This is a genomic window from Curtobacterium sp. MR_MD2014, from assembly GCF_000772085.1.
Taxonomy (GTDB): Bacteria; Actinomycetota; Actinomycetes; order Actinomycetales; family Microbacteriaceae; genus Curtobacterium.
Genome location: NZ_CP009755.1, coordinates 474,310 through 496,232 on the forward strand (window position 1 = coordinate 474,310; position 21,923 = coordinate 496,232).

Annotated in this window: 20 protein-coding genes; 14 read left to right on the top strand and 6 right to left on the bottom strand. The window is 73.2% G+C overall.

Annotation, left to right across the window (positions count from 1 at the left end; genetic code table 11):
• The first annotated feature begins 29 nt into the window (after window positions 1-29).
• The 9 genes from NI26_RS02330 (at window position 30) to NI26_RS02370 (ending at window position 9,452) form a co-directional block, all read left to right on the top strand.
• Window positions 30-506 (top strand): hypothetical protein, encoded by a 477-nt coding sequence (locus NI26_RS02330; protein ID WP_144411217.1) that lies wholly within the window; start codon window positions 30-32, stop codon window positions 504-506.
• Window positions 503-1,549: an efflux RND transporter periplasmic adaptor subunit gene (locus NI26_RS02335; protein WP_066651992.1), complete on the top strand. Its 1,047-nt coding sequence runs from the start codon at window positions 503-505 to the stop codon at window positions 1,547-1,549. The genes NI26_RS02330 and NI26_RS02335 overlap by 4 nt, the downstream gene beginning before the upstream one ends.
• A complete protein-coding gene (locus NI26_RS02340; protein ID WP_235426449.1) occupies window positions 1,546-2,310 on the top strand; it encodes an ABC transporter ATP-binding protein in 765 nt (254 codons plus the stop codon). The genes NI26_RS02335 and NI26_RS02340 overlap by 4 nt, the downstream gene beginning before the upstream one ends.
• Window positions 2,307-3,515 carry an ABC transporter permease gene (locus NI26_RS02345; protein WP_066651999.1) on the top strand — a complete coding sequence of 403 codons (1,209 nt, stop codon included), beginning with the start codon at window positions 2,307-2,309 and terminating at the stop codon, window positions 3,513-3,515. Before NI26_RS02340 ends, NI26_RS02345 begins: the two co-directional genes overlap by 4 nt.
• Before the next feature lie 91 nt (window positions 3,516-3,606).
• Window positions 3,607-4,161, top strand: a complete 555-nt coding sequence (locus tag NI26_RS02350) for a DUF2231 domain-containing protein (RefSeq protein WP_066652001.1) — start codon at window positions 3,607-3,609, stop codon at window positions 4,159-4,161.
• 149 nt (window positions 4,162-4,310) lie between these two features.
• Window positions 4,311-5,099, top strand: a complete 789-nt coding sequence (locus NI26_RS02355) for a DeoR/GlpR family DNA-binding transcription regulator (protein WP_066652003.1) — start codon at window positions 4,311-4,313, stop codon at window positions 5,097-5,099.
• Window positions 5,100-5,116: 17 nt separating this feature from the next.
• Window positions 5,117-6,121 carry a 1-phosphofructokinase family hexose kinase gene (locus NI26_RS02360; RefSeq protein WP_235426453.1) on the top strand — a complete coding sequence of 335 codons (1,005 nt, stop codon included), beginning with the start codon at window positions 5,117-5,119 and terminating at the stop codon, window positions 6,119-6,121.
• A 95-nt stretch (window positions 6,122-6,216) separates the two neighbouring features.
• Window positions 6,217-8,346, top strand: a complete 2,130-nt coding sequence (locus NI26_RS02365; RefSeq protein WP_066652008.1) for a PTS fructose transporter subunit IIABC — start codon at window positions 6,217-6,219, stop codon at window positions 8,344-8,346.
• Window positions 8,347-8,678: 332 nt separating this feature from the next.
• Window positions 8,679-9,452, top strand: coding sequence for a DedA family protein (locus NI26_RS02370; RefSeq protein WP_081984594.1), 774 nt, complete (start codon window positions 8,679-8,681; stop codon window positions 9,450-9,452).
• A 4-nt stretch (window positions 9,453-9,456) separates the two neighbouring features.
• On the opposite strand, the gene NI26_RS02375 is transcribed toward NI26_RS02370, so the two are convergent.
• The gene (locus NI26_RS02375) at window positions 9,457-9,660 is read right to left on the bottom strand and encodes a DUF2945 domain-containing protein (RefSeq protein WP_066652010.1); all 204 of its coding nucleotides are present in this window, start codon (window positions 9,658-9,660) and stop codon (window positions 9,457-9,459) included.
• A gap of 200 nt (window positions 9,661-9,860) precedes the next feature.
• On the opposite strand from NI26_RS02375, the gene NI26_RS02380 reads away from it, so the two are divergent.
• Both NI26_RS02380 and NI26_RS02385 read left to right on the top strand, forming a co-directional pair.
• Window positions 9,861-10,913 (top strand): serine/threonine-protein kinase, encoded by a 1,053-nt coding sequence (locus NI26_RS02380; protein ID WP_066652012.1) that lies wholly within the window; start codon window positions 9,861-9,863, stop codon window positions 10,911-10,913.
• 64 nt (window positions 10,914-10,977) lie between these two features.
• On the top strand, window positions 10,978-11,601 hold the full coding sequence (locus NI26_RS02385) for a phosphoribosylanthranilate isomerase (protein WP_066652014.1): 624 nt from the start codon (window positions 10,978-10,980) through the stop codon (window positions 11,599-11,601).
• A 91-nt stretch (window positions 11,602-11,692) separates the two neighbouring features.
• Here NI26_RS02385 and NI26_RS02390 read toward each other — a convergent pair whose 3' ends face one another.
• Both NI26_RS02390 and NI26_RS02395 read right to left on the bottom strand, forming a co-directional pair.
• Window positions 11,693-12,451: an HAD-IIB family hydrolase gene (locus NI26_RS02390; protein ID WP_066652016.1), complete on the bottom strand. Its 759-nt coding sequence runs from the start codon at window positions 12,449-12,451 to the stop codon at window positions 11,693-11,695.
• Window positions 12,452-12,561: 110 nt separating this feature from the next.
• The gene (locus tag NI26_RS02395) at window positions 12,562-13,155 is read right to left on the bottom strand and encodes a nitroreductase family protein (protein WP_066652018.1); all 594 of its coding nucleotides are present in this window, start codon (window positions 13,153-13,155) and stop codon (window positions 12,562-12,564) included.
• 174 nt (window positions 13,156-13,329) lie between these two features.
• On the opposite strand from NI26_RS02395, the gene NI26_RS02400 reads away from it, so the two are divergent.
• Window positions 13,330-14,253: an AEC family transporter gene (locus NI26_RS02400; RefSeq protein WP_066652019.1), complete on the top strand. Its 924-nt coding sequence runs from the start codon at window positions 13,330-13,332 to the stop codon at window positions 14,251-14,253.
• A 367-nt stretch (window positions 14,254-14,620) separates the two neighbouring features.
• Here the strand turns inward: NI26_RS02400 and NI26_RS02405 are convergent, their stop codons facing one another.
• From NI26_RS02405 to NI26_RS02415, 3 genes are all read right to left on the bottom strand, one after another.
• Window positions 14,621-15,457, bottom strand: coding sequence for an exodeoxyribonuclease III (locus NI26_RS02405; RefSeq protein ID WP_066652020.1), 837 nt, complete (start codon window positions 15,455-15,457; stop codon window positions 14,621-14,623).
• A gap of 218 nt (window positions 15,458-15,675) precedes the next feature.
• Window positions 15,676-17,040 carry a M23 family metallopeptidase gene (locus NI26_RS17030; protein WP_066652021.1) on the bottom strand — a complete coding sequence of 455 codons (1,365 nt, stop codon included), beginning with the start codon at window positions 17,038-17,040 and terminating at the stop codon, window positions 15,676-15,678.
• A 93-nt stretch (window positions 17,041-17,133) separates the two neighbouring features.
• The gene (locus NI26_RS02415; protein ID WP_066652022.1) at window positions 17,134-18,822 is read right to left on the bottom strand and encodes a hypothetical protein; all 1,689 of its coding nucleotides are present in this window, start codon (window positions 18,820-18,822) and stop codon (window positions 17,134-17,136) included.
• A gap of 76 nt (window positions 18,823-18,898) precedes the next feature.
• Here NI26_RS02415 and pyrE point away from each other — a divergent pair, with 76 nt between their 5' ends.
• The gene (gene pyrE / locus NI26_RS02420; protein WP_066652024.1) at window positions 18,899-19,450 is read left to right on the top strand and encodes an orotate phosphoribosyltransferase; all 552 of its coding nucleotides are present in this window, start codon (window positions 18,899-18,901) and stop codon (window positions 19,448-19,450) included.
• The gene (locus NI26_RS02425; protein WP_066652026.1) at window positions 19,447-21,873 is read left to right on the top strand and encodes a hypothetical protein; all 2,427 of its coding nucleotides are present in this window, start codon (window positions 19,447-19,449) and stop codon (window positions 21,871-21,873) included. Before pyrE ends, NI26_RS02425 begins: the two co-directional genes overlap by 4 nt.
• Window positions 21,874-21,923: the final 50 nt, after the last annotated feature.

Below are 21,923 nucleotides of genomic sequence, written 5' to 3' on the forward strand. Positions count from 1 at the left end.
CGACCGCCCCCGACCGCACGAGGAGCACCATGACACGGACCATCACCAGCACCGGGATCGCCGCGGCGATCCTCGTCCTCGCCGGCGTCCTCGCCGGCTGTTCCGCCTCGCAGCCGGACCCCGGCCGGCCGACGGGCCCCGCCGAGACGAGCAGTGACCACGCCGTCGCGTCCTGCATGCGGGACGCGGGCTACGACGTGACCGACGACGACTACCGGTTCACCCCGACGACCGGAGACGTGCAGGGTCAGCAGGACGCCCTGGCGGAGTGCACGCGGGAGCACGACCCCGAGGCGGCGCGCGAGGCCGAGAGCGGTCGGGACAGCGCGGAGTTCCGGGCGCTCGCCCTGAAGGTCGCGGAGTGCATGCGGAAGGCTGGGTACACCGACTACCCGGACGACCCGGAGCGCGCGGACGCGTACCGGGCCCCAGCGGGCGACACCGCGTACGCGGACGTCCTCGGGAAGTGCTACGAGGGTTCCGGCGCGAAGGTGCAGACGAAGTGACCGGGACCGTGCGCGGGCGCACCGTCGTCGTCAGTGCGTGCCTGGTCGCCGTGCTGGCAGCCGGAGTCGGCACGTGGGCGGTCGTCGGCGGGACCCCGACGGAGTCCTCGGCCGCCGAGACCCGCAGCAAGCAGGCCACCGCCCCGGTCGAGAAGGGGGACCTGACCGACTCGAAGCTGTTCGCGGGTGCCCTCGGGTACGGCGCACCGACCGGGGTCCCGGGCGCGGCGTCCGGTACCGTGACCTGGCTGCCCGAACCCGGACAGGTCATCGAGCAGGACCAGCCGGTGTACGCGGTCGACGAGCGACCGGTCCGTGCGATGTACGGCGCCACCCCGCTCTGGCGGACGCTCGAGTACGGCATCGAGGGGGCCGACGTCCGGCAGCTCAACGAGGACCTCGCCGCCCTGGGCTACGACGTGTCCGTCGACGAGACGTTCGGCAAGCGCACCCGGGCAGCGGTGCAGCGCTGGCAGGAGGACCGTGGGCTGGAGGTCACCGGCGCGCTCACCGCGGACGACATCGTCTTCGTCGACGGCCCCGTCCGCGTCGACTCCGTCGTCGCGAAGCTCGGCCAGCCCGCCGCCGGGGACGTCCTCCAGGTCACGAGCACGAAGCGCGTCGTGAACGCCGCAGTGTCCCAGGCGGACGCCGCGCGCCTCGCCGTCGGCACGAAGGTCCGGGTGCGTCTGAACGGCGGCGAGGACGCGATCGAGGGCGAGGTCGTCGACGCCGAGCCGGACGAGTCGGACACGGGCGGCAAGACCGTCCTGACGACGATCGCGTTCGACGCCGGCGACCAGAGCATCCCCGCAGCGGCATCCGTCCGGGTGGAGGCCCCCGGGCAGACCGCGAAGGACGTGCTCTCGGTGCCGGTGCAGGCGTTGTCCGCGACCGGACGCTCCGGCGAGTACGGCGTCGAGGTCGCCCGACGTGACGGCACGACGAAGCGCGTGACGGTGCAGGTCGGGCTCGTCGCCGACGGTCGTGCGGCGGTCACCGGCGACGTGCACGAGGGCGACGAGGTCGTGGTGCCCTCGTGAGCGCGGCGACCCTCGCCGATCATGCCGTCGCCGGCCCACGCGCCGCGGAGACGGTGGTCCGCCTCCGTGAGGTGGTGAAGACCTACGGCGACGTGCAGGCGCTCCGCGGGGTGTCGCTCGACGTCACCGCCGGGGAGCTCGTCGCGGTCGTCGGTCCCTCGGGTTCCGGCAAGTCGACGATGCTCAACACCGTCGGGACGCTCGACCGGCCGACCTCGGGCACCGTGACGATCGCCGGGCACGACGTCGGGTCGATGCGCGACGACGACCTGTCCCGGCTCCGCGCCGAGCACATCGGGTTCGTCTTCCAGCACTTCCACCTGCAGGCCGGCGCGACCGCGGCGGAGAACGTCGCCGACGGACTCCTCTACGCCGGCGTCCCGCGTCGGGCTCGGATGGAGCGCGCGGTCGACGCACTGGGACGGGTCGGTCTCGAGCACCGCGTCGGGCACCGCCCGCCGCAGCTCTCCGGCGGCGAGAAGCAGCGCGTCGCGATCGCCCGCGCCATCGTCGGCGATCCGACCATCCTGCTCGCCGACGAGCCGACCGGTGCACTCGACACCGCGAGCGGTCGGAAGATCCTCGGGCTGCTCCGCGAGCTCAACGACGCCGGGACCACCGTGCTCGTCATCACGCACGACCTGGCACTGGCGGCCTCGCTGCCCCGCCAGGTGCGGATGCGGGACGGGGCGGTGGAGGACGACTCGAGCACCTCGGACGCGGGTGCCCTCGCCGACGCGATCGTCGGAGCCGGACGGTGAGCGCGCACACGGCGCGAGTGCAGCGCCCGCGGACGGTCGGCGCCGGAGACCTGCTCCGGCTCGGGGTCTTCGGGCTCCGGACCCGTCCGGGCCGGGTCGTGCTGTCGGCGCTCGGCATCGCGATCGGCATCGCCGCCATGATCGCCGTCGTCGGCATCTCGTCGTCGAGCAAGGCGGCCCTCGACCAGGTGCTCGACGCACTCGGCACGAACGTCCTCACGGTCACGAAGGCACAGGGCTTCGGGGACGTCCCGCCCCTGCCGAGCACGGCCGTCGAGTCGGCGCTCCGACAGTCCGACGTGCAGGACGCCGCCGGCGTCGGCGAAGCCGAGGACGGCCGCGTCTACCGGAACCCCTTCGTGCCCGCGGCGGAGACGAAGGGCATCGGCGTGATGACCGTCTGGGGTGACGTGCCGACGGTGCTCGGCGGATCCCTGGCGGCCGGACGGTGGGTCGACCCGTCGCCGGACGCCCCCGCCCAGGCCGTGCTGGGGGCGGTCGCCGCGAAGAACCTCGGCATCGACGAGCTCCGGCCGGACACCCGGGTGTGGATCGGCGGACAGTGGGTGCAGGTCGTCGGCGTCCTCGCGCCGCTGCAACTCGCGGAGGACCTCGACAACCAGGTCTTCGTCCCACAGGCGCTCGCGACGACCCTCGGGTTCGACGGACACCCGACCGCGGTCTACACGCGCGTCGACCCGGAACGGGTGGCCGACGCGCGGGACGTCCTGGCGAACGCGATCAGCCCCGACCACCCGCAGGACGTCGGGGTGACCCGTCCGTCCGACGCCCTCGCGGCGAAGAACGCGACGGACGACTCGTTCACCGGGCTCCTGGTCGGGATCGGTGGGGTCGCCCTGCTCGTGGGCGGGATCGGTGTCGCGAACACGATGGTGATCACGGTCCTCGAACGACGGGCAGAAGTGGGTGTCCGGCGTGCACTCGGCGCCCGACGACGGAACATCCGCGACCAGTTCCTGGTGGAGTCGCTGCTGCTCTCCTTCCTCGGCGGTGTCGCTGGGGTGGTCATCGGGCTGGGCGTCACGATCGCCTTCGCGCTCGCGCAGGGGTGGCCGGTGGCGATCCCGCTGTGGGCGGTCGGGGGCGGACTCGCCGCGACCGTGGTGATCGGCGGCGTCTCGGGGCTGTACCCGGCGGCCCGCGCCGCACGCATCCCGCCCACCTCGGCGCTCGCAGCGGTCTGACCGGTCGCGTGGTCCGCCGGGCGCACCGGCCGGGAGGCCCGGTGCCGGTTCCTGGAACCGACACCGGGCCCGGCGGCCTAGCGTCCAGGGCATGCCAGAGCTGCCGATCATCCGTCGCCTCACCGACTCCATCGAGCACGCCAGCGTGCTCGACAAGGCCGTCGACCTCGACACGCGCGTCGTCCGCGCGGTCGCGAAGCCGAAGGCCCTGCGGCAGCTGCTGCACGGCGTGCCGTTCGGACACCCCCTGCACCCGCTGATGGTGCAGGTGCCGCTCGGCGCCTGGATCTCGGCGGCCGTCCTCGACCTGATCGGCGGGAAGGGCAACGCGCGCGCGGCGCAGACGCTGACCGGGGTCGGGATCGCATCGGCGGGCAGTGCGTCGATCGCCGGCTACGTCGACTGGGCGGAGCTCTCGCTCGAGCAGCGCCGGACCGGGTGGGTGCACCAGGCGGTGAACTGGGTCGGCATCACGTTCTTCGGCCTGTCGTGGTGGCAGCGACGGAAGGGCAACACCGCGGCAGGCAAGGCGCTCGGCGTCGTCGGGCTCACCGTCGTGAGCGTCGGCGGGTACCTCGGCGGACACCTGTCCTACCGGCAGCGTGCCGGGGTGGGGTCGAGCGACCGGGTCCCCTTCGACGACTGACGCTCCATTCGGCCTCCACGGGAACGCCCGATCTGCACCGGCAGGTCGGGCGTTCCTTCGTTCGTGTTGGTTCTGCCGCGAAACAGTTGCGTTCGTGTTGCTTTCGGACGTACAGTTCCTCGAACCAACGAGAACGAAGGAGTTCCGGCATGTACGCAACCGAGCGGCAGGACGCCATCGCCGCCACGCTGCAGTCGGCCGGGCGGGTGTCCGTCGCCGACCTCGCCGAGCACTTCGACGTCACGACCGAGACCGTGCGCCGCGACCTCGACGCCCTCGAGACCGCCGGTGTCCTGCGCCGGGTGCACGGGGGAGCGGTCCCCGTCGGACGCTCCAGCGTGGTCGAGCTCTCCGTCGCCGAGCGCGAGGGGCAGCACGGCACCGCGAAGACGGCGATCGCCCGCGCCGCGATGCGCCTGGTGCCGTCGTCGTTCACCGGGTCCATCGCCCTCGACGCCGGCACCACCTGCGCCGCCGTCGCCGCCGAGCTGGTCCGCTGGGAGCCCGCGACCCCCGGAGCCACCCTGACCGTCGTCACGAACTCGGTCCCGATCGCCGCCACCCTGCAGCACAGCGAGCACGTCGAGCTGCACCTGCTCGGCGGGCGGGTGCGCGGGCTGACGAGCGCGGCCGTCGGCACGGCCACCGTCGAGCAGATCGCGGCGCTCCGCCCGGACATCGCGTTCGTCGGCACGAACGGCCTGTCCGCCGGCTTCGGGCTGAGCACGCCCGACGAGTACGAGGCCGGGGTCAAGGGCGCCTACGTCCTCGCGGCGCGACGGAGCGTCGTCCTCGCCGACGCCGCCAAGCACGGCGTCGAGGCGCTCATGCGCTTCGCCCGACTCGACGAGGTCGACACCCTCGTCACCGACCAGGAGCCCCCGGCGGACCTCGCCGGTGCGCTCGCCGACGCCGACGTGGAGGTCGTGGTCGCATGAACCAGCAGGAGCACACCGTGCACCCCAGCACCCGGATCGTCACCGTGACGCCGAACCCGTCCCTCGACCGCACGATCGAGCTGGGCGGCGAGCTGCAGCGCGGCGCCGTGCAGCGGGCCGTCCGGACCACGGCCGAGCCGGGCGGCAAGGGCGTCAACGTCTCCCGGGTCGTCGTCGCGAGCGGCGGGGACACCCTCGCGGTCCTGCCCGGCGACGAGCTCGACCCCGTCCTGCTCGGCCTGGCGACCCGGGGCATCCCGACCGCCGCACTGCCGATCGGTGCCCCGCTCCGCTCGAACGTCACCGTCACCGAGCCGACCGGCACGACGACGAAGCTCAACGAGCCCGGGCCCTCGCTCGCGGGTCGTCTCGAGGACCTCGCCGCGCTCGTCGCCGACGCCGCCGGACCGACCCCGACCGGGCCGTCCGCCCGCTGGGTGGTGTTCGCCGGGTCCCTGCCGCCGGGCCTGCCCGACGACGCGCTCGCCGTGCTCGTCCGTGCCGTGCGCGAGCGCCACGGCGACGACGTCCGGGTCGCGGTCGACTCGTCGGGCATCCCGTTCACCGCGCTGCTGCAGTCGGGGGAGCGGATCGACCTGGTCAAGCCGAACGCGGAGGAACTCGCCGAGGTCGTCGGCGGTGACCCCGAGGTCTACGAGCAGGACCTCGAGGCAGCCGTCGCCGCCGCCCACCGGCTGCGTGAGAAGCACGTCGACACCGTGCTGCTCACACTCGGCAGCGCCGGCGCCGTCCTCGTCTCCGGCGAGGGCAGCCACGTCGCCGCCGCACCCCGCATCGTCGCCCGCTCGACGGTCGGTGCCGGTGACTCGTCCCTCGCGGGCTACCTGCTCGCCGAGGTCGCCGGAGCCTCGGCGTCCGAGCGCCTCGCCCAGGCCGTCGCCACGGGGGCCGCTGCCGCGGCACTGCCCGGGAGCGACGTGCCCGCCCTCGACCACACCGACCCCGGCAGCGTGACGGTCCGGACCCTGCACACGACGCAGGTCCCGGCGCCGATCGCCTGACCGATCCCGCAGCACCACCCCGCAGCACCACCCCGCAGCACCACCCCGAACCAGCACTGCCCGCGCCCCCGGCGCCACTGCAAAGGAGCAACCCCATGTCCGCAGACACGACGCAGCGCCTCATCAGCGCCGAGCTCGTCGGCCTCGACGAGGACCTCGGCGCGACGTCGTCCGACGTCATCCGCGTGCTCGCCGACCGCGTCGCCGCGACCGGCCGCGCGGCCGACGGCGCCACCCTGGCCGAGGACGCCATCAAGCGCGAGGCGAGCGTCGGCACCGGTGTGCCCGGCGGCATCGCGATCCCGCACGCCCGGTCGGCCTCGGTGTCGAGCCCGACGCTGGCGTTCTCGCGGCTCGCCCGGAAGGTGCCGTTCGGAGCGCCGGACGGCGACGCCGACGTCGTCTTCATGATCGCCGTGCCCGAGGGTGCCGACAAGGACCACCTCACGGTCCTGTCGACCCTCGCCCGGGCACTCATCCGCGAGGACTTCACCGCCGCGCTCCGCGCCGCCTCGACCCCGCAGGAGGTCGTCGACCTGGTGCAGCGTGAAGTGGGCGGCGAGGTCGCCGCAGCCGGTGTCGGGAACGGGAGCAGTGCCTCCCGTCCGACCACGTCGCAGCCCGCGCAGGCCGCAGCAGCCGGCGGCGCGGCCGGCGGCGCCACCGGCGCGCGGAAGGTCATCGTCGGGGTGACCGCCTGCCCGACCGGCATCGCGCACACCTACATGGCCGCCGACGCCCTCGTCGCCGCCGCGGAGCGCGCCGGAGCCGAGATGCACGTCGAGACGCAGGGCTCCTCGCAGGTCGAGCCGCTCGACCCCGCGCTCATCGCCCGCGCCGACGCCGTCGTGTTCGCGGTCGACGTGGACGTCCGTGACCGCAGCCGCTTCGCCGGCAAGCCGCTCGTGTCCGGGCCGGTGAAGCGCGGCGTCGACGAGCCCGACGCGATGATCGCCGAGGCCATCCGCGCCGCCGACGACCCGAACGCCGCGCGCGTCCAGGGCGGTGCCGCGACCGCATCCGAGTCGAACAAGGCCGACGAGCACTTCGGGCAGGCGCTGAAGCGCTGGCTGCTCACCGGTGTGAGCTACATGATCCCGTTCGTCGCGGGCGGCGGTCTCCTCATCGCCCTCGGCTTCCTGCTCTCCGGCTACGCCATCGCGCTCCCGCACGGCGACTCCGGCCAGAACAACGCCGTCTACACGCTGACGAACTCCACGCTCCTCAACCTGCCGCCGGAGGGCCTCGGCTACTACCTCGGTGCAGCGGCCTTCCAGATCGGCGGGGTGTCCCTCGGGTTCCTCGTCGCCGCCCTGGCCGGGTACATCGCCTACGCCATCGCCGACCGCCCGGGCATCGCGCCGGGCTTCGTCGCCGGGTCGATCGCGGTGTTCATGAACGCCGGCTTCCTCGGCGGGCTCGTCGGTGGTCTCATCGCCGGTGCCGCCGCGTACTGGATCGGCCGCATCCCGACCTGGCGCTGGCTCCGTGGCCTCATGCCGGTCGTGATCATCCCGCTGTTCGCGTCGATCATCGCCTCGGGCCTCATGCTCCTCGTGCTCGGCGGCCCGATCGCCTGGCTGATGACCCAGCTGACCGGGTTCCTCAACTCGCTCTCCGGTGCCTCGGCGATCCTGCTCGGCATCATCCTCGGCCTGATGATGGCGTTCGACCTCGGCGGCCCGGTCAACAAGGTGGCCTACGCGTTCGCCGTCGCCGGCCTCGGTGCGGGCACCGCCACGAACGTGGTGCCGTTCGAGATCATGGCGGCCGTGATGGCCGCGGGCATGGTCCCGCCGCTGGCCCTGGCGCTCGCCTCGACCGTGCTGTACCGCAAGGGCTTCACCAAGCCGGAGCGTGAGAACGGCAAGGCCGCCTGGCTGCTCGGCGCGTCCTTCATCTCCGAGGGGGCGATCCCGTTCGCGGCGGCCGACCCGCTGCGCGTCATCCCCGCCTCGATGATCGGTGCCGCGGTCACGGGTGCGATCTCGATGGGTGCCGGCGTCACGTCGCGCGCTCCGCACGGTGGCATCTTCGTCTTCTTCGCCATCGGCGACGTCCTGATGTTCATCGTCGCGATCCTGGCGGGCACGGTCGTCTCCGCGCTGGTCCTGGTCGGGCTGAAGAAGTGGGTGCGCAAGTCGCCCGCCGCCGACTCCGTGGCCGCTGAGCAGGCAGCGGTGGCCGGCGAGACGGTCGGGCAGCGCGCGCCGGCCGCCGTGTAGCGGGCGTCACCACCTGACGGACGGGAGGCCCGTGGCGGATCCGCCACGGGCCTCCCGTCCGTCGTCGTGCGGCTCGCGCCGCGGGGTCGTGCCGGGTCGCGTCGCCGGGCCGCGAGACGCCGGCGTCTCCGCGAGACGCCGCCCCGCCGCCGAGACGCCGCGGGATCCGGGGGAGTCTCAGCGGGGACGAGGCGTCTCGGTCCGACGCCGGCGTCTCGGGAGCGGCACCGATGACGGCGAGACGCCGGCGTCTCCGCGAGACGCCGGCGTCCGGCGCGTGCGCGAGCAGGAGCGCACCGTGATCTGTCAGGACACTCAGGGAGACTCGGGGCATGACGACCGCCCTCACGCTGCCGCCGACCCTGCCCGCGACGACCACCGCCGCGGGCTCGCGGCCGGAGGGCACCGAGGACCTCGGTGGGCTGTCGGGCTTCGTGCTCCAGCTCATCGACGCGCTGGGGGAGTGGGGCGTCGCACTGATGCTCTTCGTCGAGACGGTGTTCCCGCCGATCCCGTCCGAGGTGATCCTGCCCCTCGCGGGGTTCCTGGCGGGAGCCGGGCAGATGAACCTCGTCCTCGTCCTGGTGCTGGCGACGCTCGGGTCGTACCTCGGTGCACTCGTGCTCTACTGGCTCGGCGCGGTGATCGGGTTCGAACGGACCGTCCGGCTGCTGGGACGACTGCCGCTCGTCGACGAGGACGACTTCCGCAAGGCCGCCGACTGGTTCCACCGGCACGGCAAGAGCGCGGTCTTCTTCGGCCGCTTCGTGCCGATCGTCCGCAGCCTGATCTCGCTGCCCGCCGGCGCCGACCGGATGCACCTCGTGCCGTTCTCGGTCTTCACGATCATCGCCAGCGGCATCTGGAACAGCGCGCTCGTGCTGCTCGGTGCCGCGTTCGGCACGCAGTACGACAAGGTCGAGCAGTACACCGAGTGGATCGACCGCGTGCTCTACGTGGCGATCGCGGTCGTCGTCGTGACGTTCGTGGTCCGGCGCATCCGCCGCGTCCGTGCCGAGCGGGCCGAGCAGCGTGCGGCGGCGCAGGACGGCGCGACGACCGGAGCCGCCCGCGGACGCCGCCGTGCGACGCCCGCGAACGACTGACCGGTCACTTCTTCGTGAGTGCCGACTCCTTGTGGGCGGCCTTGTTGCCGGACTTCTCCGACTCGATGATCCAGTACGGGTCGTCGTCCGTCGGCTTGAAGTCCTGACCGTCGAACGTGAAGTTCTTCGTCTTCTTCTCGACGAGCTTGCCGGTCGTCTTGCCCTGCGAGGTGTTCCAGTGCACCTCGTCGCCCTTCGACAGCGCCACGATGTCCTCCTTGCGTAGTGGGTGTGGTTCCGTGACTCCGGACCGTACCCCCGCAGATCCGCGGATCCACGGGCATCTGTCCCCCATCACGATGTCGTAACGCCCCTGCGGGATCGAGGTGGGACGCGTACCGTTGACGGCGAGTCAGTTCGCGGCGTGGGCCGCGGTCCCCGATGGCTCCAGACGGAACGACGTGCACCATGACCCTGGTCGACAGCGCACGAGCCGACACGGTCCTCTCCGGCCGCTACCGGCTCGTCAAGCTCATCGGTACCGGTGGCATGGGGTCCGTGTACGAGGCCCGCGACGAGCACACCTACCGGCTCGTCGCCGTGAAGCTGTTCGCGACACCGGACTCGATGACCACGGCCGACCGCGTCCGCCAGGAGCGCGAGATCCGCCTGCTCAGCATGCTCTCGCACCCGGGCCTCGTCCCGCTCTACGACGCCGGGACCCACGAGTTCGAGGACGGTCCGCACCGCTTCATCGTGATGGAGCTCATCGCCGACACGACGCTGCTCCGTCGGCTCGCCGGCGGTGCGCTGCACAACTACGAGGTCGCCGACCTCGGCGCACAGCTCGCCGACGCCCTGGCCTACGTGCACTCGCGCGGCATCGTGCACCGTGACGTCAAGCCGGCGAACATCCTCATCAACGACGAGGGCGCATCCGGCTTCGTCCGCTCGGTCAAGCTCACCGACTTCGGCGTCGCCCACTTCGTCGACGGCTCCCGCCTGACGAACGACGGCACGATCATCGGCACCGCCGCGTACCTCAGCCCGGAACAGGTGGCCGGTGAGCCGATCGGCTTCGCGACCGACGTGTACTCGCTCGGCCTGGTGCTGCTCGAGTCGCTGACCGGCAAGCAGGAGTACTCCGGCACCCTCATCGAGGCGGCCCTCGCGCGGCTCCGGAACGACCCGCAGGTCCCCGCGGAAGTGGGTGTCGAGTGGAAGGACCTGCTCGCCAAGATGACGCACCGCGACCCGGCGAAGCGCCCGACGGCCGTGGCCGTCGCGAACGCGTTGCGCGGCGGGTCGACGCAGATCACCGGTCCCGTGCCGCTCGGGCCGGACCGCACGAAGCACAAGCGTGACCACAAGCTGCACCGCGCGGCGCACAAGCACGCGAAGCGCGGGACCTTCACGGCAGTGCGCCGCTGGCGTCGCCGGAACGTGCTCGTCGGCTCGTTCGCCACGTTCGGTGTGCTCGCCGCGTGTGCGGCTGCGTACGTCGCGGGCACGCTGCACTGAACGGGTTCGTCCACAGCGCAGCCCGAGGGCATCGTCCGACGGTCGGCCCTGGCAGGATGGGACCATGACCGACCAGCGCTGGATCAAGATCTGCGGCCTGTCGACGCCCGAGACCGTGGACGCCGCTGTGGACGCCGGTGCGGACGCGGTCGGGTTCGTGTTCGCCGCCGGCAGCCCCCGCACCGTGACGGCCGACCTGGCCAAGGAACTCGTCGAGCGGGTGCCCGACGGCATCGACGCCGTCGGGGTCTTCCGTGACCAGCCGATCGACGAGGTCGTGGGCATCGCGTCCGAGGTCGGGCTCACCACCCTGCAGCTGCACGGCCGCGAGTCGGCCAGCGACTTCGCCCGTGCCCGCGACGCGGGCTTCTTCACCATCCGCGCGGTGTCCGCCGACGACTACCTGCGCGAGACCGCCGAGCAGCGCGCGGCGTTCGACCACGACCTGCTGCTGCTCGACGCCGCGGTGCCCGGCAGCGGCACGCTGGTCGACCCGGCGACGCTCGCCGATCGGGTCGACGAGGCCTGGATCCTCGCGGGCGGTCTGACGCCCGCGAACGTCGTCGCCGCCGTGCAGGCGCTCGACCCGGACGGCGTCGACGTCTCGAGCGGCGTCGAGTCGGAGCGCGGCGTCAAGGACGCCGCGAAGATCCGCTCCTTCGTCGAGGCGGTCCGCAGCATCCCCTGACCGCGGGCGACGTCGCGCCTGACGCCACCACGGGACGGACGGGAGGCCCGGTGCCAGCTGGCACCGGTCCTCCCGTCCGTCCGTGTGCGCGTCAGCGCAGGGTGGGGATCAGTTCCGTGAGGAACGCGTCGGTGTCCTCCCAGCCCTCCACCGCATGGCAGGGCACGCCGAGCGCCTTCACCGGGTAGTCGTTGCCCTCGGGGTCGAGGCGGTCGCCGACGAACAGCATGTCGTCGAGCGGGATGCCCGTCAGCTCGGCGAGGCGACGCATGCCGTACGCCTTGTCGATGCCCTTCCGGGTGATGTCGACGCTGGTCGACCCGCCGGAGCGGACCTCGAGGTCCGGGAGCTCGGCCTGGACGAGTCGACGCAGGTGGTCCTTCTTCTCGCCGGTCGGGTCCCAGCGCTTCTTGACGTCCACCGGAGCGGACTGGCCGAGCGCCGAGAAGGTGATCTGCGAGCCGCGGTCCTCGAGGATCTCGCCCCAGGTCTCCGACTCCCAGTAGCCAGCGGCCTTCGCCTGCGACTCGACGGCCGCGAGGGCACGGGCCTTCTCGTCGTCCGTCAGGTCCTCGGCGTACTGCAGGGCCCAGTCCGACCCGGACCAGCGGTAGTACGCCGTGCCGCACGTCGGGAGCAGGTGCAGGTCGTCGAGCACGAGGCCCTCGCGCTCGCGGAGCGGATGCACGAGCTGCTGCTCGAACTGCTGGAAGTTGCCGCCCGAGATCACCGCGACGGGCACGGTGGCGAGCAGCGCGGCGAACGTCTCGAGCATGCGCGGGTCGAGCGGGGACTTCGACGGCGCGAGGGTGTCGTCGAGGTCGAAGGCGACGAGGCGGGGCGTGGTCATGACACCGATTCTGTCAGGCCCGGTGGGCAACGGGGTCCCGGCCGTCGTGGTGCGGTGCCGCGCGTCGTCGTGGAGCGATGCGCGGCACCGTGCGCTGCTGCGCGTCGTCCCTACTCCTTGACGAGGACGACCTCGTCGAGGGGCAGGCGGGTGCGCGGAGCGACCTCGCGCTCGGCGGCCTTCTCGTCGAGCTGCGACGGGTCCGCCACGGTGCCGATCGCGGTCACGGTGTAGGGGAGGAAGCGCTCGGGCAGGTCGAAGGCGGCGCGGAGGCCCTCGGCATCGATGCCGGCCATCTGGTGCACGTGGAGGCCCTCGGCGTGCGCCTGGACGGTCAGCGCGGTGAGGGACTGGCCGAGGTCGTACTGTGCGAAGGGGCGCTCGTCGCCGTCCTCGGTCGTGGTCTCGAGGATGCCGACCACCAGGGCACTGGCACGGAAGGCCCACGCGGCGTTGAAGCCGAGCAGGTTGTCGTTGATCTTCGCGAACGTGTCCGTGCCGCGACGGCCGGCGACGAAGCGGCGCGGCTGGTGGTTCATCGCGGACGCGGCCCAGCGAGCGGCCTCGAGGACGGCGTCGAGCTGGGCGTCGGTCATCGTCGCGGTGTCGTCGTAGGAGCGCGGGCTCCAGCGCTCCTCGAGCAGCGGCACGAGGGGCTGGCTGGAGTCGGTCGAACGGGAGAGCGTGTCGGGCGTCGAGGTCATGGTGCCTGCAACCGTATTCGATGCGAACGCATTTCCCGGCTGAGTGACGTCACATGTGCGCCGGTCGGTCGCGGCCGGCCGCGGTCGTGCCCGCTGTGCCACGTGTGCTCGGCCGGCCGCACGTGTTGCCGTCCTGGTCGCCGTCCGTGCCGTCGGGCTGCGAGGATGGGTGCGATGGGTGGCGTGTTGACGGGGTTCGCGATCATCGGCGCGATCATCGCCGCCGGCTACGTGGTCGGGCGCGTCCGCCTGCTCGGCCCGCACGCGCAGTTCGTGATGAGCCGTCTGGCGTTCTTCGTGCTCATGCCGTGCCTGCTCTTCCACACCATCGCCACGGCGCACATCGAGTCCTTGCTCTCCCCGATGCTCTGGGTGTCGCTGGTCAGCGCCGTCACGGTCGGGCTCGTCGCCGTCGCGGTGTTCCGCCTGGTGCTCCGGCGGTCCGTCGCCACGACCACGGTCGGGGCCCTGGCGTCCGGCTACGTGAACGCGAACAACATCGGTCTGCCGGTCGCGGTGTACGTCCTCGGCCAGGCAACCGCGGTCGTCCCGGTCATCCTGCTGCAGCTCGTCGTGCTGGCCCCGCTCGCCCTGACGGTCCTCGACGCGGCGACGGCGGGCGGTGGCGGCTGGCGGTCCCGGGTCGTCGGACCCTTCCGGAACCCGATCATCATCGCCTCGCTCGTCGGGCTCGTGTGCTCCGCGCTCCGCCTCGAGCTGCCGGCGCCCGTGCTCGAACCGTTCTCGTTGGTCGGTGCTGCTGCGGTGCCCGTGGTGCTGCTGTCGTTCGGCATGAGCCTGCACGGCGCGACCCCGCTGCGTGACCGTGCCACACGACCGGACGTGCTCGTGGCCTCGGCGCTCAAGCTGCTCGTCATGCCGGCGGTGGCGTACGTCGTCGCCCGGTTCGTCTTCGGGCTCGACGACCAGGACGTCTTCGTCCTCACCACCCTGGGGGCGCTGCCGGCGGCCCAGAACGTGTTCAACTACGCCCAGCGCTACCAGGCGGCCGTCCCGGTGGCGCGCGACGTGGTGCTCGTCTCGACGATCGGCGCCGTCCCGGTCCTGGTCGTCATCGCCGCGCTCCTGCACCCCTAGCGCGGGCGCGCCGACCGCGGGATGCCGGGGTCTGCCGAACCTGCCGGTGCCTGCCGGTGCCTGCCTGTGCCGATCGGTGCCCTGCCGGGGCTCGCCCTGCCGGCGCCTACCGGTGCTGACCGGGCCATCTCTGTCACGGTCAGCGGGTTCGGGCGACCGATCGAGCCCGGTCGGTGACCAGCGCGCGGCACGTCGTGCACGCTCGCGGTGGTCCGAGCGCACTCAGGGTGGCCTCGAGCGCGCTCGGGGACGACAGGGACGGGCGCGCTCGGGGACGTCAGCGGCGGGCGCGCTCGGGGACGTCAGCGGCGGGCGCGCTCCGCGACCGCGGGCGCGGCGCCGGCTGTCGGCCGGGACCGGGCCGGCGTCAGAAGATCATCGGACGATCGTCGTCGAGCGAGGTCTCCAGGTCGAGGTCGACCGACACCGGGACGTGGTCGCTCGGGGCGTCACCCTTGCGCTCGTCGCGGTGGATCGTGGCGCCGACGGTGACGTCCGCGAACGCCTGCGACCCGAGCACGAAGTCGATGCGCATGCCCTCGTTGCGGGGGAAGCGGAGCGACTTGTAGTCCCAGTAGGTGTAGCCCTCTGGCACGAGGGGGCGGACGACGTCCTGCAGCCCGCGGGTCTCGAACTCGCGGAACGCCGCACGCTCCGGCTCGCTGACGTGCGTGGCGCCCTCGAACACCCGGAGGTCCCAGACGTCCTGGTCGAGCGGCGCGACGTTCCAGTCGCCCATCAGCGCGAGCGGGGTGTCCGGTTCGGCGTCGAGCCACTCGGTCGTGCGGTCGGCCAGCTGTGCGAGCCAGTCGAGCTTGTACGTGTAGTGCGGGTCACCGAGCTCCCGGCCGTTCGGGACGTAGAGGCTCCACAGCCGGACACCGTCGACGGTGACGCCCATCGCCCGTGCTTCGACCGGCAGGTCCGGCCCCTCGTGGCCCTTGAGGAAGCCGGGCTGACCGGGGAAGTCGCGGGTGACGTCCTCCATCGGCAGGCGACTGGCGAACGCGACGCCGTTCCACTGGTTCAGCCCGTGCGCCTCGACCTGGTAGCCGGCCGCCTCGAACGCCTCGACCGGGAACTGCTCCGGCTTGCACTTGATCTCCTGCATGCCGAGGACGTCGACGTCCTCGCGCACCAGCCAGTCGACGATCCGGCCCACTCGGGTGCGGACGGAGTTCACGTTCCAGGTCGCCACGCGCATGGGATCGAACCTACCGGTGACGGCTGGCACGCCGCTCGCGCCGGACCAGGAGCTGACACCCGGCGCGTCCGGCCCGACGCCGCTGGCCCGACGATTCTGGCCGGGTGTGCGACATCGCACCCGTCGATCGACAGGTGCGATGTCGGAGTCGCGGCGTGACGCGCGCCGCCCGCCGTGCAGCGCCGGCGTGACGAGCGCCGCCCGCCGTGCGCTCCGGACTAGAGGCGGACTCCCCGCGCCGCCATGAACGGAGCCGGGTCGATCGTGGCGCCGTTGATGTGGACCTCGTAGTGCAGGTGGCAGCCGGTCGAGTTGCCCGTCGAGCCGACCAGGGCGATGAGCTGCCCCGCCGAGACCCGCTGGCCGGGGGAGACCCGGAAGCCACCGTTCACGATGTGGCCGTACGCGGTCGAGACACCGCCGCCGTGGTTGATGCGGACGTAGTTGCCGTACCCGCCGTACCAGCCGACGTACTCGACCGTGCCGGACGAGGCCGCGACGATCGCCGTCGAGCAGCCGCTCGTCAGGTCGAGTCCGTCATGCTTCGTGACGCGACCGGTGATCGGGTGCACGCGGTACCCGTACGGGCTGATGACGTAGCCACCGCCGGGGCGCACCCAGCCGGTGCCGGAGCCGGAACCGACCCCGCCGCCCCCGCCGCCACCGCCGGCAGCCGGAGCGGGCGCACCGCCGCCGCCACCGCCACCGCCACCGCGGTTCGCTGCCGCCGCCTGTGCGTCGGCCAGCCGCTGGGCTTCGCGCTGCCGTGCGGCCTCGGCCTCCTGCCGGGCCTTCTCCTCAGCCGCCTTGCGGACCTTCTCACCCTCGGCGAACTCGGCCTCGGTGCGCACACGCCCCGAGGTCAGGGTCGCGAGCTGGGCGTCGAGCCGCGCCTTGTTCTCCTGCTGCTCGTCGTACGCGGCCTGGACCTTGTCGGCGGCTGCCTGGGCCGCCTGCATCTTGCGCTCGGCCTCGGCCGCGAGCTCGTCGAGCGCCTTCGACGCGCGGTCGGCCTGCGCGGTCAGCGACCGGGCGACCGAGGCGTCGGCGCTCGCCGCTGCCTCGACCCGCTCGGCCTGCTCCGACAGCTTGCTCAGGGCGCCGAGGTCGTACAGCAGGTCGCGGGCGTCCTCGCCCTCGGCCAGGACCGACGCCGTCACGTCGGCGCCACCGTGCCGCGCCATCTGCGCCGCGAACTGCCCCGCCTGCGACGCGCTGCGCTCGGCGATCTCGGCGTGCTCGTCGGCCTCGGCACGGAGCTTCTGCTCGGTGGCCGCGGCTTCCTGCGCTTCGCTCTGCGCGTCGAAGAAGTCGTCACCGAGGCGCTTCGCCTCGGCCTCGGCTTCCTGCACCTGGTCCGACAGCCCGGAGATGACCCCGCGGATCTTCGTGATCTGCTCCTGCTTCGCGGACTCCTGCCCCCGGGCCGCCATGACCTCGTCCCACGAGGGGTACTTCGCGGCGCTCGCGCTCGGCGCGTCGACGAGCACCGTCGCGAGCAGGCCGGCGAGGGCCAGGCCGGTGGCGGCGATGCGGAGACGGAGGGCGGGGCGCGGGACGCGGTGGCTTGTGGGACGAGTCACGGGGTCGAGCCTATACATCCGTACAGCCCGCGCGACACGCCGCCGCGCCGCCTGTGGAGAACTCCCGACGGCATCACGCGCCGCGACCGCGCGTCAGAAGCCCCGCTCGCGACGGATGGCGTCCGCGCTGCCGACCACGTCGCGCTGCAGGACGGCCGCCCCGACCGTGCCCGCGTAGTCGTAGACGTCGAACCCTGTGCAGTGCGTGATGGTCGCCGGCGCCCCGAGCGAGTCCTCGACCGCGGTCGTCCAGACGTCGTTGGCACCGATCACCACGAAGGTCGGTCTGGCATCCCGGTAGGCACCGAGGTCGACGAGCCACGGGTAGGTCTCGAACGTGTCCCGGACCTGCAGGAGCTCGACGTCGTCGGACGCGTACGCCGCCAGGGGCCGGACGGTCCAGAACTGCCCGACGCCGGTGACCTGCCGTCCGTCCGCCCAGCGGTCCAGGCAGTCCGCCGGCGCGTACCGGGCCGTCGCGACGGTGCTGACCGTGGTCGGGGCGACGGCCGCCCCACCCAGCAGGACCACCGCCGCGGCGATCGCCGCGGCGAGCTGCACGCCGCGGCGCGGCCGGTGCACCCGGGTCCGACGGACGGCGGAGCGCACGAGCTCGGCGACGGCGACGAGCGCCAGGAGCGGTGCGGTCACGATCGGCTCGAGGTACCGCGGTGTCTCCGACCCGGCGACGACCACCCCGACGGACACCGCCACGACCGTCACGAGCGGCAGCACGGTCGCGACGAGCACGGTCCGCGCGGTCCGCACCCGCCAGGCCCAGACCGTGCCGCCGACGGCCAGCACCACGCCCGCGAAGAGCAGCAGCAGCTCGGCGTCGCCACGGGCCGACCCGGCGCGGTCGTCGGTCAGCGCCGCGAAGAAGGCGAGCGTCCGGCCCGCCTGCTCCGGGTGCACGTAGGTCGACGGGTCGAGCGACACGAACGGGGCGAGCGGGATCCGGAGCAGGTACCCGACGACGGAACCGGCGACGAGGACGGCCGACATCCACCCGGTCGGACGCCAGGGGACGCGTCGCGCGAGCGAGAGCAGCACGAGGGTCACGACGACGGGCGCCGCCGACCACGGGACGTACAACGGGTTCGACGCCGTGGTGCACGCGGCGACGAGGCCGGTCACGACGAGGACGACGACGGAGGCGCGGCCGGTCCGGACCGCGCGGAGCACCAGGACCGCGGTGCCGAGCATGGCGAGCACAGCGCCGTAGTAGTAGGTCGTCGTCAGGAGGAGTGATCCGAGTTCGAGCGAGGTCGCAGTTGCCGTGTACTCCGTGAGCACGATCGCGGTCACGAACCCGAGCGCGACGGCGGACACCGCGATCCTGGCCGACCGGCGTGCGGCCGGCATGAGCTCGTTCGCCGCCGCCCGCACCAGCGCGTACACGGCGAGCAGCACGAGCACGCCGTTCAGCGCCAGCGCCTGCTGCGGGGTCGCGGTGACGAGGGAGCAGAGCAGGTAGACGGGCAGCTCGGGGAAGAAGAACAGGGCCGGTGACATCGCCCACTCGAACGGCTGCCCGAGCCGGATCGACCGTTCGACGAGCGGCAGCAGGACGGAGTCGCCGTCGTACCAGAGCAGGGCGACCCGCTCGGTGACCAGGACGTGGCCGAGGGCGATGACGGCCAGGGCGAGCGCGACGGCGGCGCCCAGTGCCTCCTGGCCGGACGCGACCCACCGGCGGCGCGACGGCGGACCCGCCGGAGCGATCGCGACCGGCTCCGGGACCGCAGCGCGGCCGGACGGGCCGGGCGCGACGGGTGACATGAGCGGAGCGTACCGAGCGAGCCGTGACGCCGCCTGGCGATGGCGTTCCGGGGCCGAGCGACTACCCTTGTGGGCTGTGACCGACACGCGCGACCAGCTGATCCAGCACATCTCCGCAGACGCGGTGTTCCACGGCGACTTCACGCTCACCAGCGGCAAGCAGGCGTCGTACTACATCGACCTGCGCAAGGTGAGCCTCGACCACCGGGTCGCTCCGCTCATCGGCCAGGTGATGACGGACCTGCTGCAGCAGGTGCCGGACGTCGACGCCGTTGGTGGCCTCACCATGGGCGCCGACCCGATCGCGAGTGCCGTGCTGCACCAGGCCGCGGCGCGCGGACTCTCCTACGACGCGTTCGTCGTGCGCAAGGAGCCGAAGGACCACGGCCGCGGCCGCCAGGTCGAGGGTCCGGACGTCCGCGGCAAGCGCGTCGTCGTGCTCGAGGACACCTCCACGACGGGCGGCTCGCCGCTCAAGGCCGCCGAGGCGCTCGAGCGCGAGGGCGCGATCATCGCCGCAGTGGCCGTCGTCGTCGACCGCGACACCGGCGCGAAGGAGCGGATCGAGGCGGCCGGCTACCCCTACTTCGCCGCGATCGGACTGGCCGACCTGGGGCTGAGCGCGTGACCGGGGAGCGTCCGGACGACGCGCGCGATCCCGACCGTCCGTCCGGCCCGGCAGACGGGGCGGACGACCGGGAGGCCCTGCGCGCGTCCGGCTCGGACGCTCCGTTCCGCGGTCTCCGCAGTGCCGCCGACATCTTCGGTGCGCCGCGTGGTGCCGACGAGTGGCCCTCGCGCCGCGAGCGGCGCGAGGCGGAGCGGGCTGCTCGTGAGACCGGCGCGCCACTGCCGGAGCCGTTCGAGCCGGAGGCCGTCGACCCCGCACCGGTCGCGCCCGCACCGGTCGTGCCGGCACCGCCCGTCGGCGACCGTGAGGCCGGGTCCGGCCCGGGGTCCACGTCCGGGGCTGGGTCCGGATCCGAGTCCGACGAGGATGCCGGAGCGACCCAGGCGATCCACATGGGCGACGAGCTCCGCGAGCCGTCGGAGAACCCGCAGGCGACGGTCGAGCACGAGCGCGAGACGCTCGGGGACCGCATCCCGCCCGCTGCGCCGGTGCCGCCGACGAGCACGGTCTCGCACCCGTCCTCGATCTCGCTGCCGACCGCGATGCGCCACCGGGACGAGCGCGCTGCCGAGAACCGCGCCGTCGACGACGAGCGACGACGTGCCGACCCGTTCGGCCAGGGGCGCAGCGACGTCGACTGGCTCGGGCGGGTCACCGGGTCGCAGCCGGGAACGCCCGCGCCGACGCCGACCGGGCCGGTCGCGCAGCCGCTCGGGGTCGAGAACGTCCTGCCGCCCGCGCCGGCACCCACGAACGAGCCGCCGAGCTTCACCGAGCTGCTGCGCCTGCAGGGAGCGGGTGACGCTGCCTCGGCCGGCGCGACGGAACGGCCGTTCGACTGGGCGATCCGGGACGACGAGACCGGCGAGGTCCCGACGACGCTGACGACCGGCCGGTTCGACACCACGGCACTCGGGGCTGGGTCGTGGTCGCTCGCGGACGAGGCGGACGACGACGTGGTCGCGGGCGAGGTCGACACGCCTGCCGGTGGGCTCCCGAGCGGGCTGCTCGCGGCGCCGGTGCCGGCACCGCTGCCGGTACCCGCTCCGGTGCCGACGTCGGCCCCGGCGGATGCGAAGGACGACGACGTGGCACGGACGACGGCGCTGCCGGCGGTGCAGGACGACGACCGGGGCGACCGCGAACACCGCGACGACGATGCACGGACGACGGCGGTGCCGGCCGTGGGCGGTGTCGGACGTGACGACTCCGCTGCGGACGCGCCGATGCCCGTCGCTGCAGCGGCGACCCCCTGGTGGGCGGAGCCCGACGCCACCGTGCCGCCGACCGCGGCGCCGCCGCTGATCGAACCGGCGTCGTCGGACGCCACCGCTGCGTACCCGGCGCACCTCCCGCCGTCCGTCGGCCAGGACCTCCGGGGGCTGGCCGGCGATCGCGACGCCCGCAGCGACCGCCGCGACCGCCGCGACGAGGACGACGTTCACGACGAGCGGTACGACGAGCACCCCGTCGAGCGCCTGCCCGCCGCTGCACCGGACGACCTCGACCAGGACGAGTGGGACGGCCGCGAGACGAGCGACACGAGCGTCATCAAGGACCTGTTCGGCACGGCTGCGGTCGGGCAGCTCGGCGACACCGGGTACGACCCCGAGGACTCGGGGACGCGCATGATGCCCGCGGTCGCCGCTCCGGCCGGCGCTCCCGGTCGTGACGGGACGCCCGGTGCACGCGCAGCAACCCCTGGGACGGCTCCCGACCGCACGGCCTCGGGGAGCACGGCTCCCGGCGACGGTGGCGGACGGGACAACTTCATCAACGAGGGCTTCGGGCGGCTCGCGGGCGAGGGCAAGCGCGGCAAGCAGTTGCTCGTGATCGGAGCCGTCGTGCTCATCGTGGTGCTGCTGGTGGCGGTCTTCGGGCTCACCCGCTGGATCCTCGGGAACTCCATCAGCGAGGAGAGCGCTCCCGCGGCGAGCGCGTCGTCCGCCGCTGCGTCGGCCGCTCCCTCGGACGAGCCCTCGGACGAGCAGTCAACCGAGGCCGCCGCGGCCCCCGCACCGCCGCTGCAGTTCGCGACCACCCAGGCCGCCCCGGGTGAGCACGCCTGGAACGAGCTCGCCGGCGGTGAGTGCCTGTCGCCGTTCACCGACGCCTGGGCGCAGTCCTTCACGGTGGTCGACTGCGCAGCAGCGCACGCCGGGCAGCTGACCGCCCGGATCCAGGTCGAGGCCGGAGCGTGGCCGGGGCCGGACGACCTGGCGGCGCAGGCGGCTCAGGTGTGCCAGACCGCCCAGGCAGTCGACACCGCGGCGGCGGCGCGGTACGGCGACGTGCAGGTGCAGGGCACCTACGCGCCCGACCAGGAGACCTGGGACCGCGGCAACACCTTCATCTCGTGCTTCGCGACGCGCTCGAGCGGCCAGCCGTTGACCGGCTCGCTCGCCCCGAGCGGCACCTGACCCGCCCCCTCTCCGCCAGACGCAACCTCGGCGGTTGCTCGCAGCGTTGT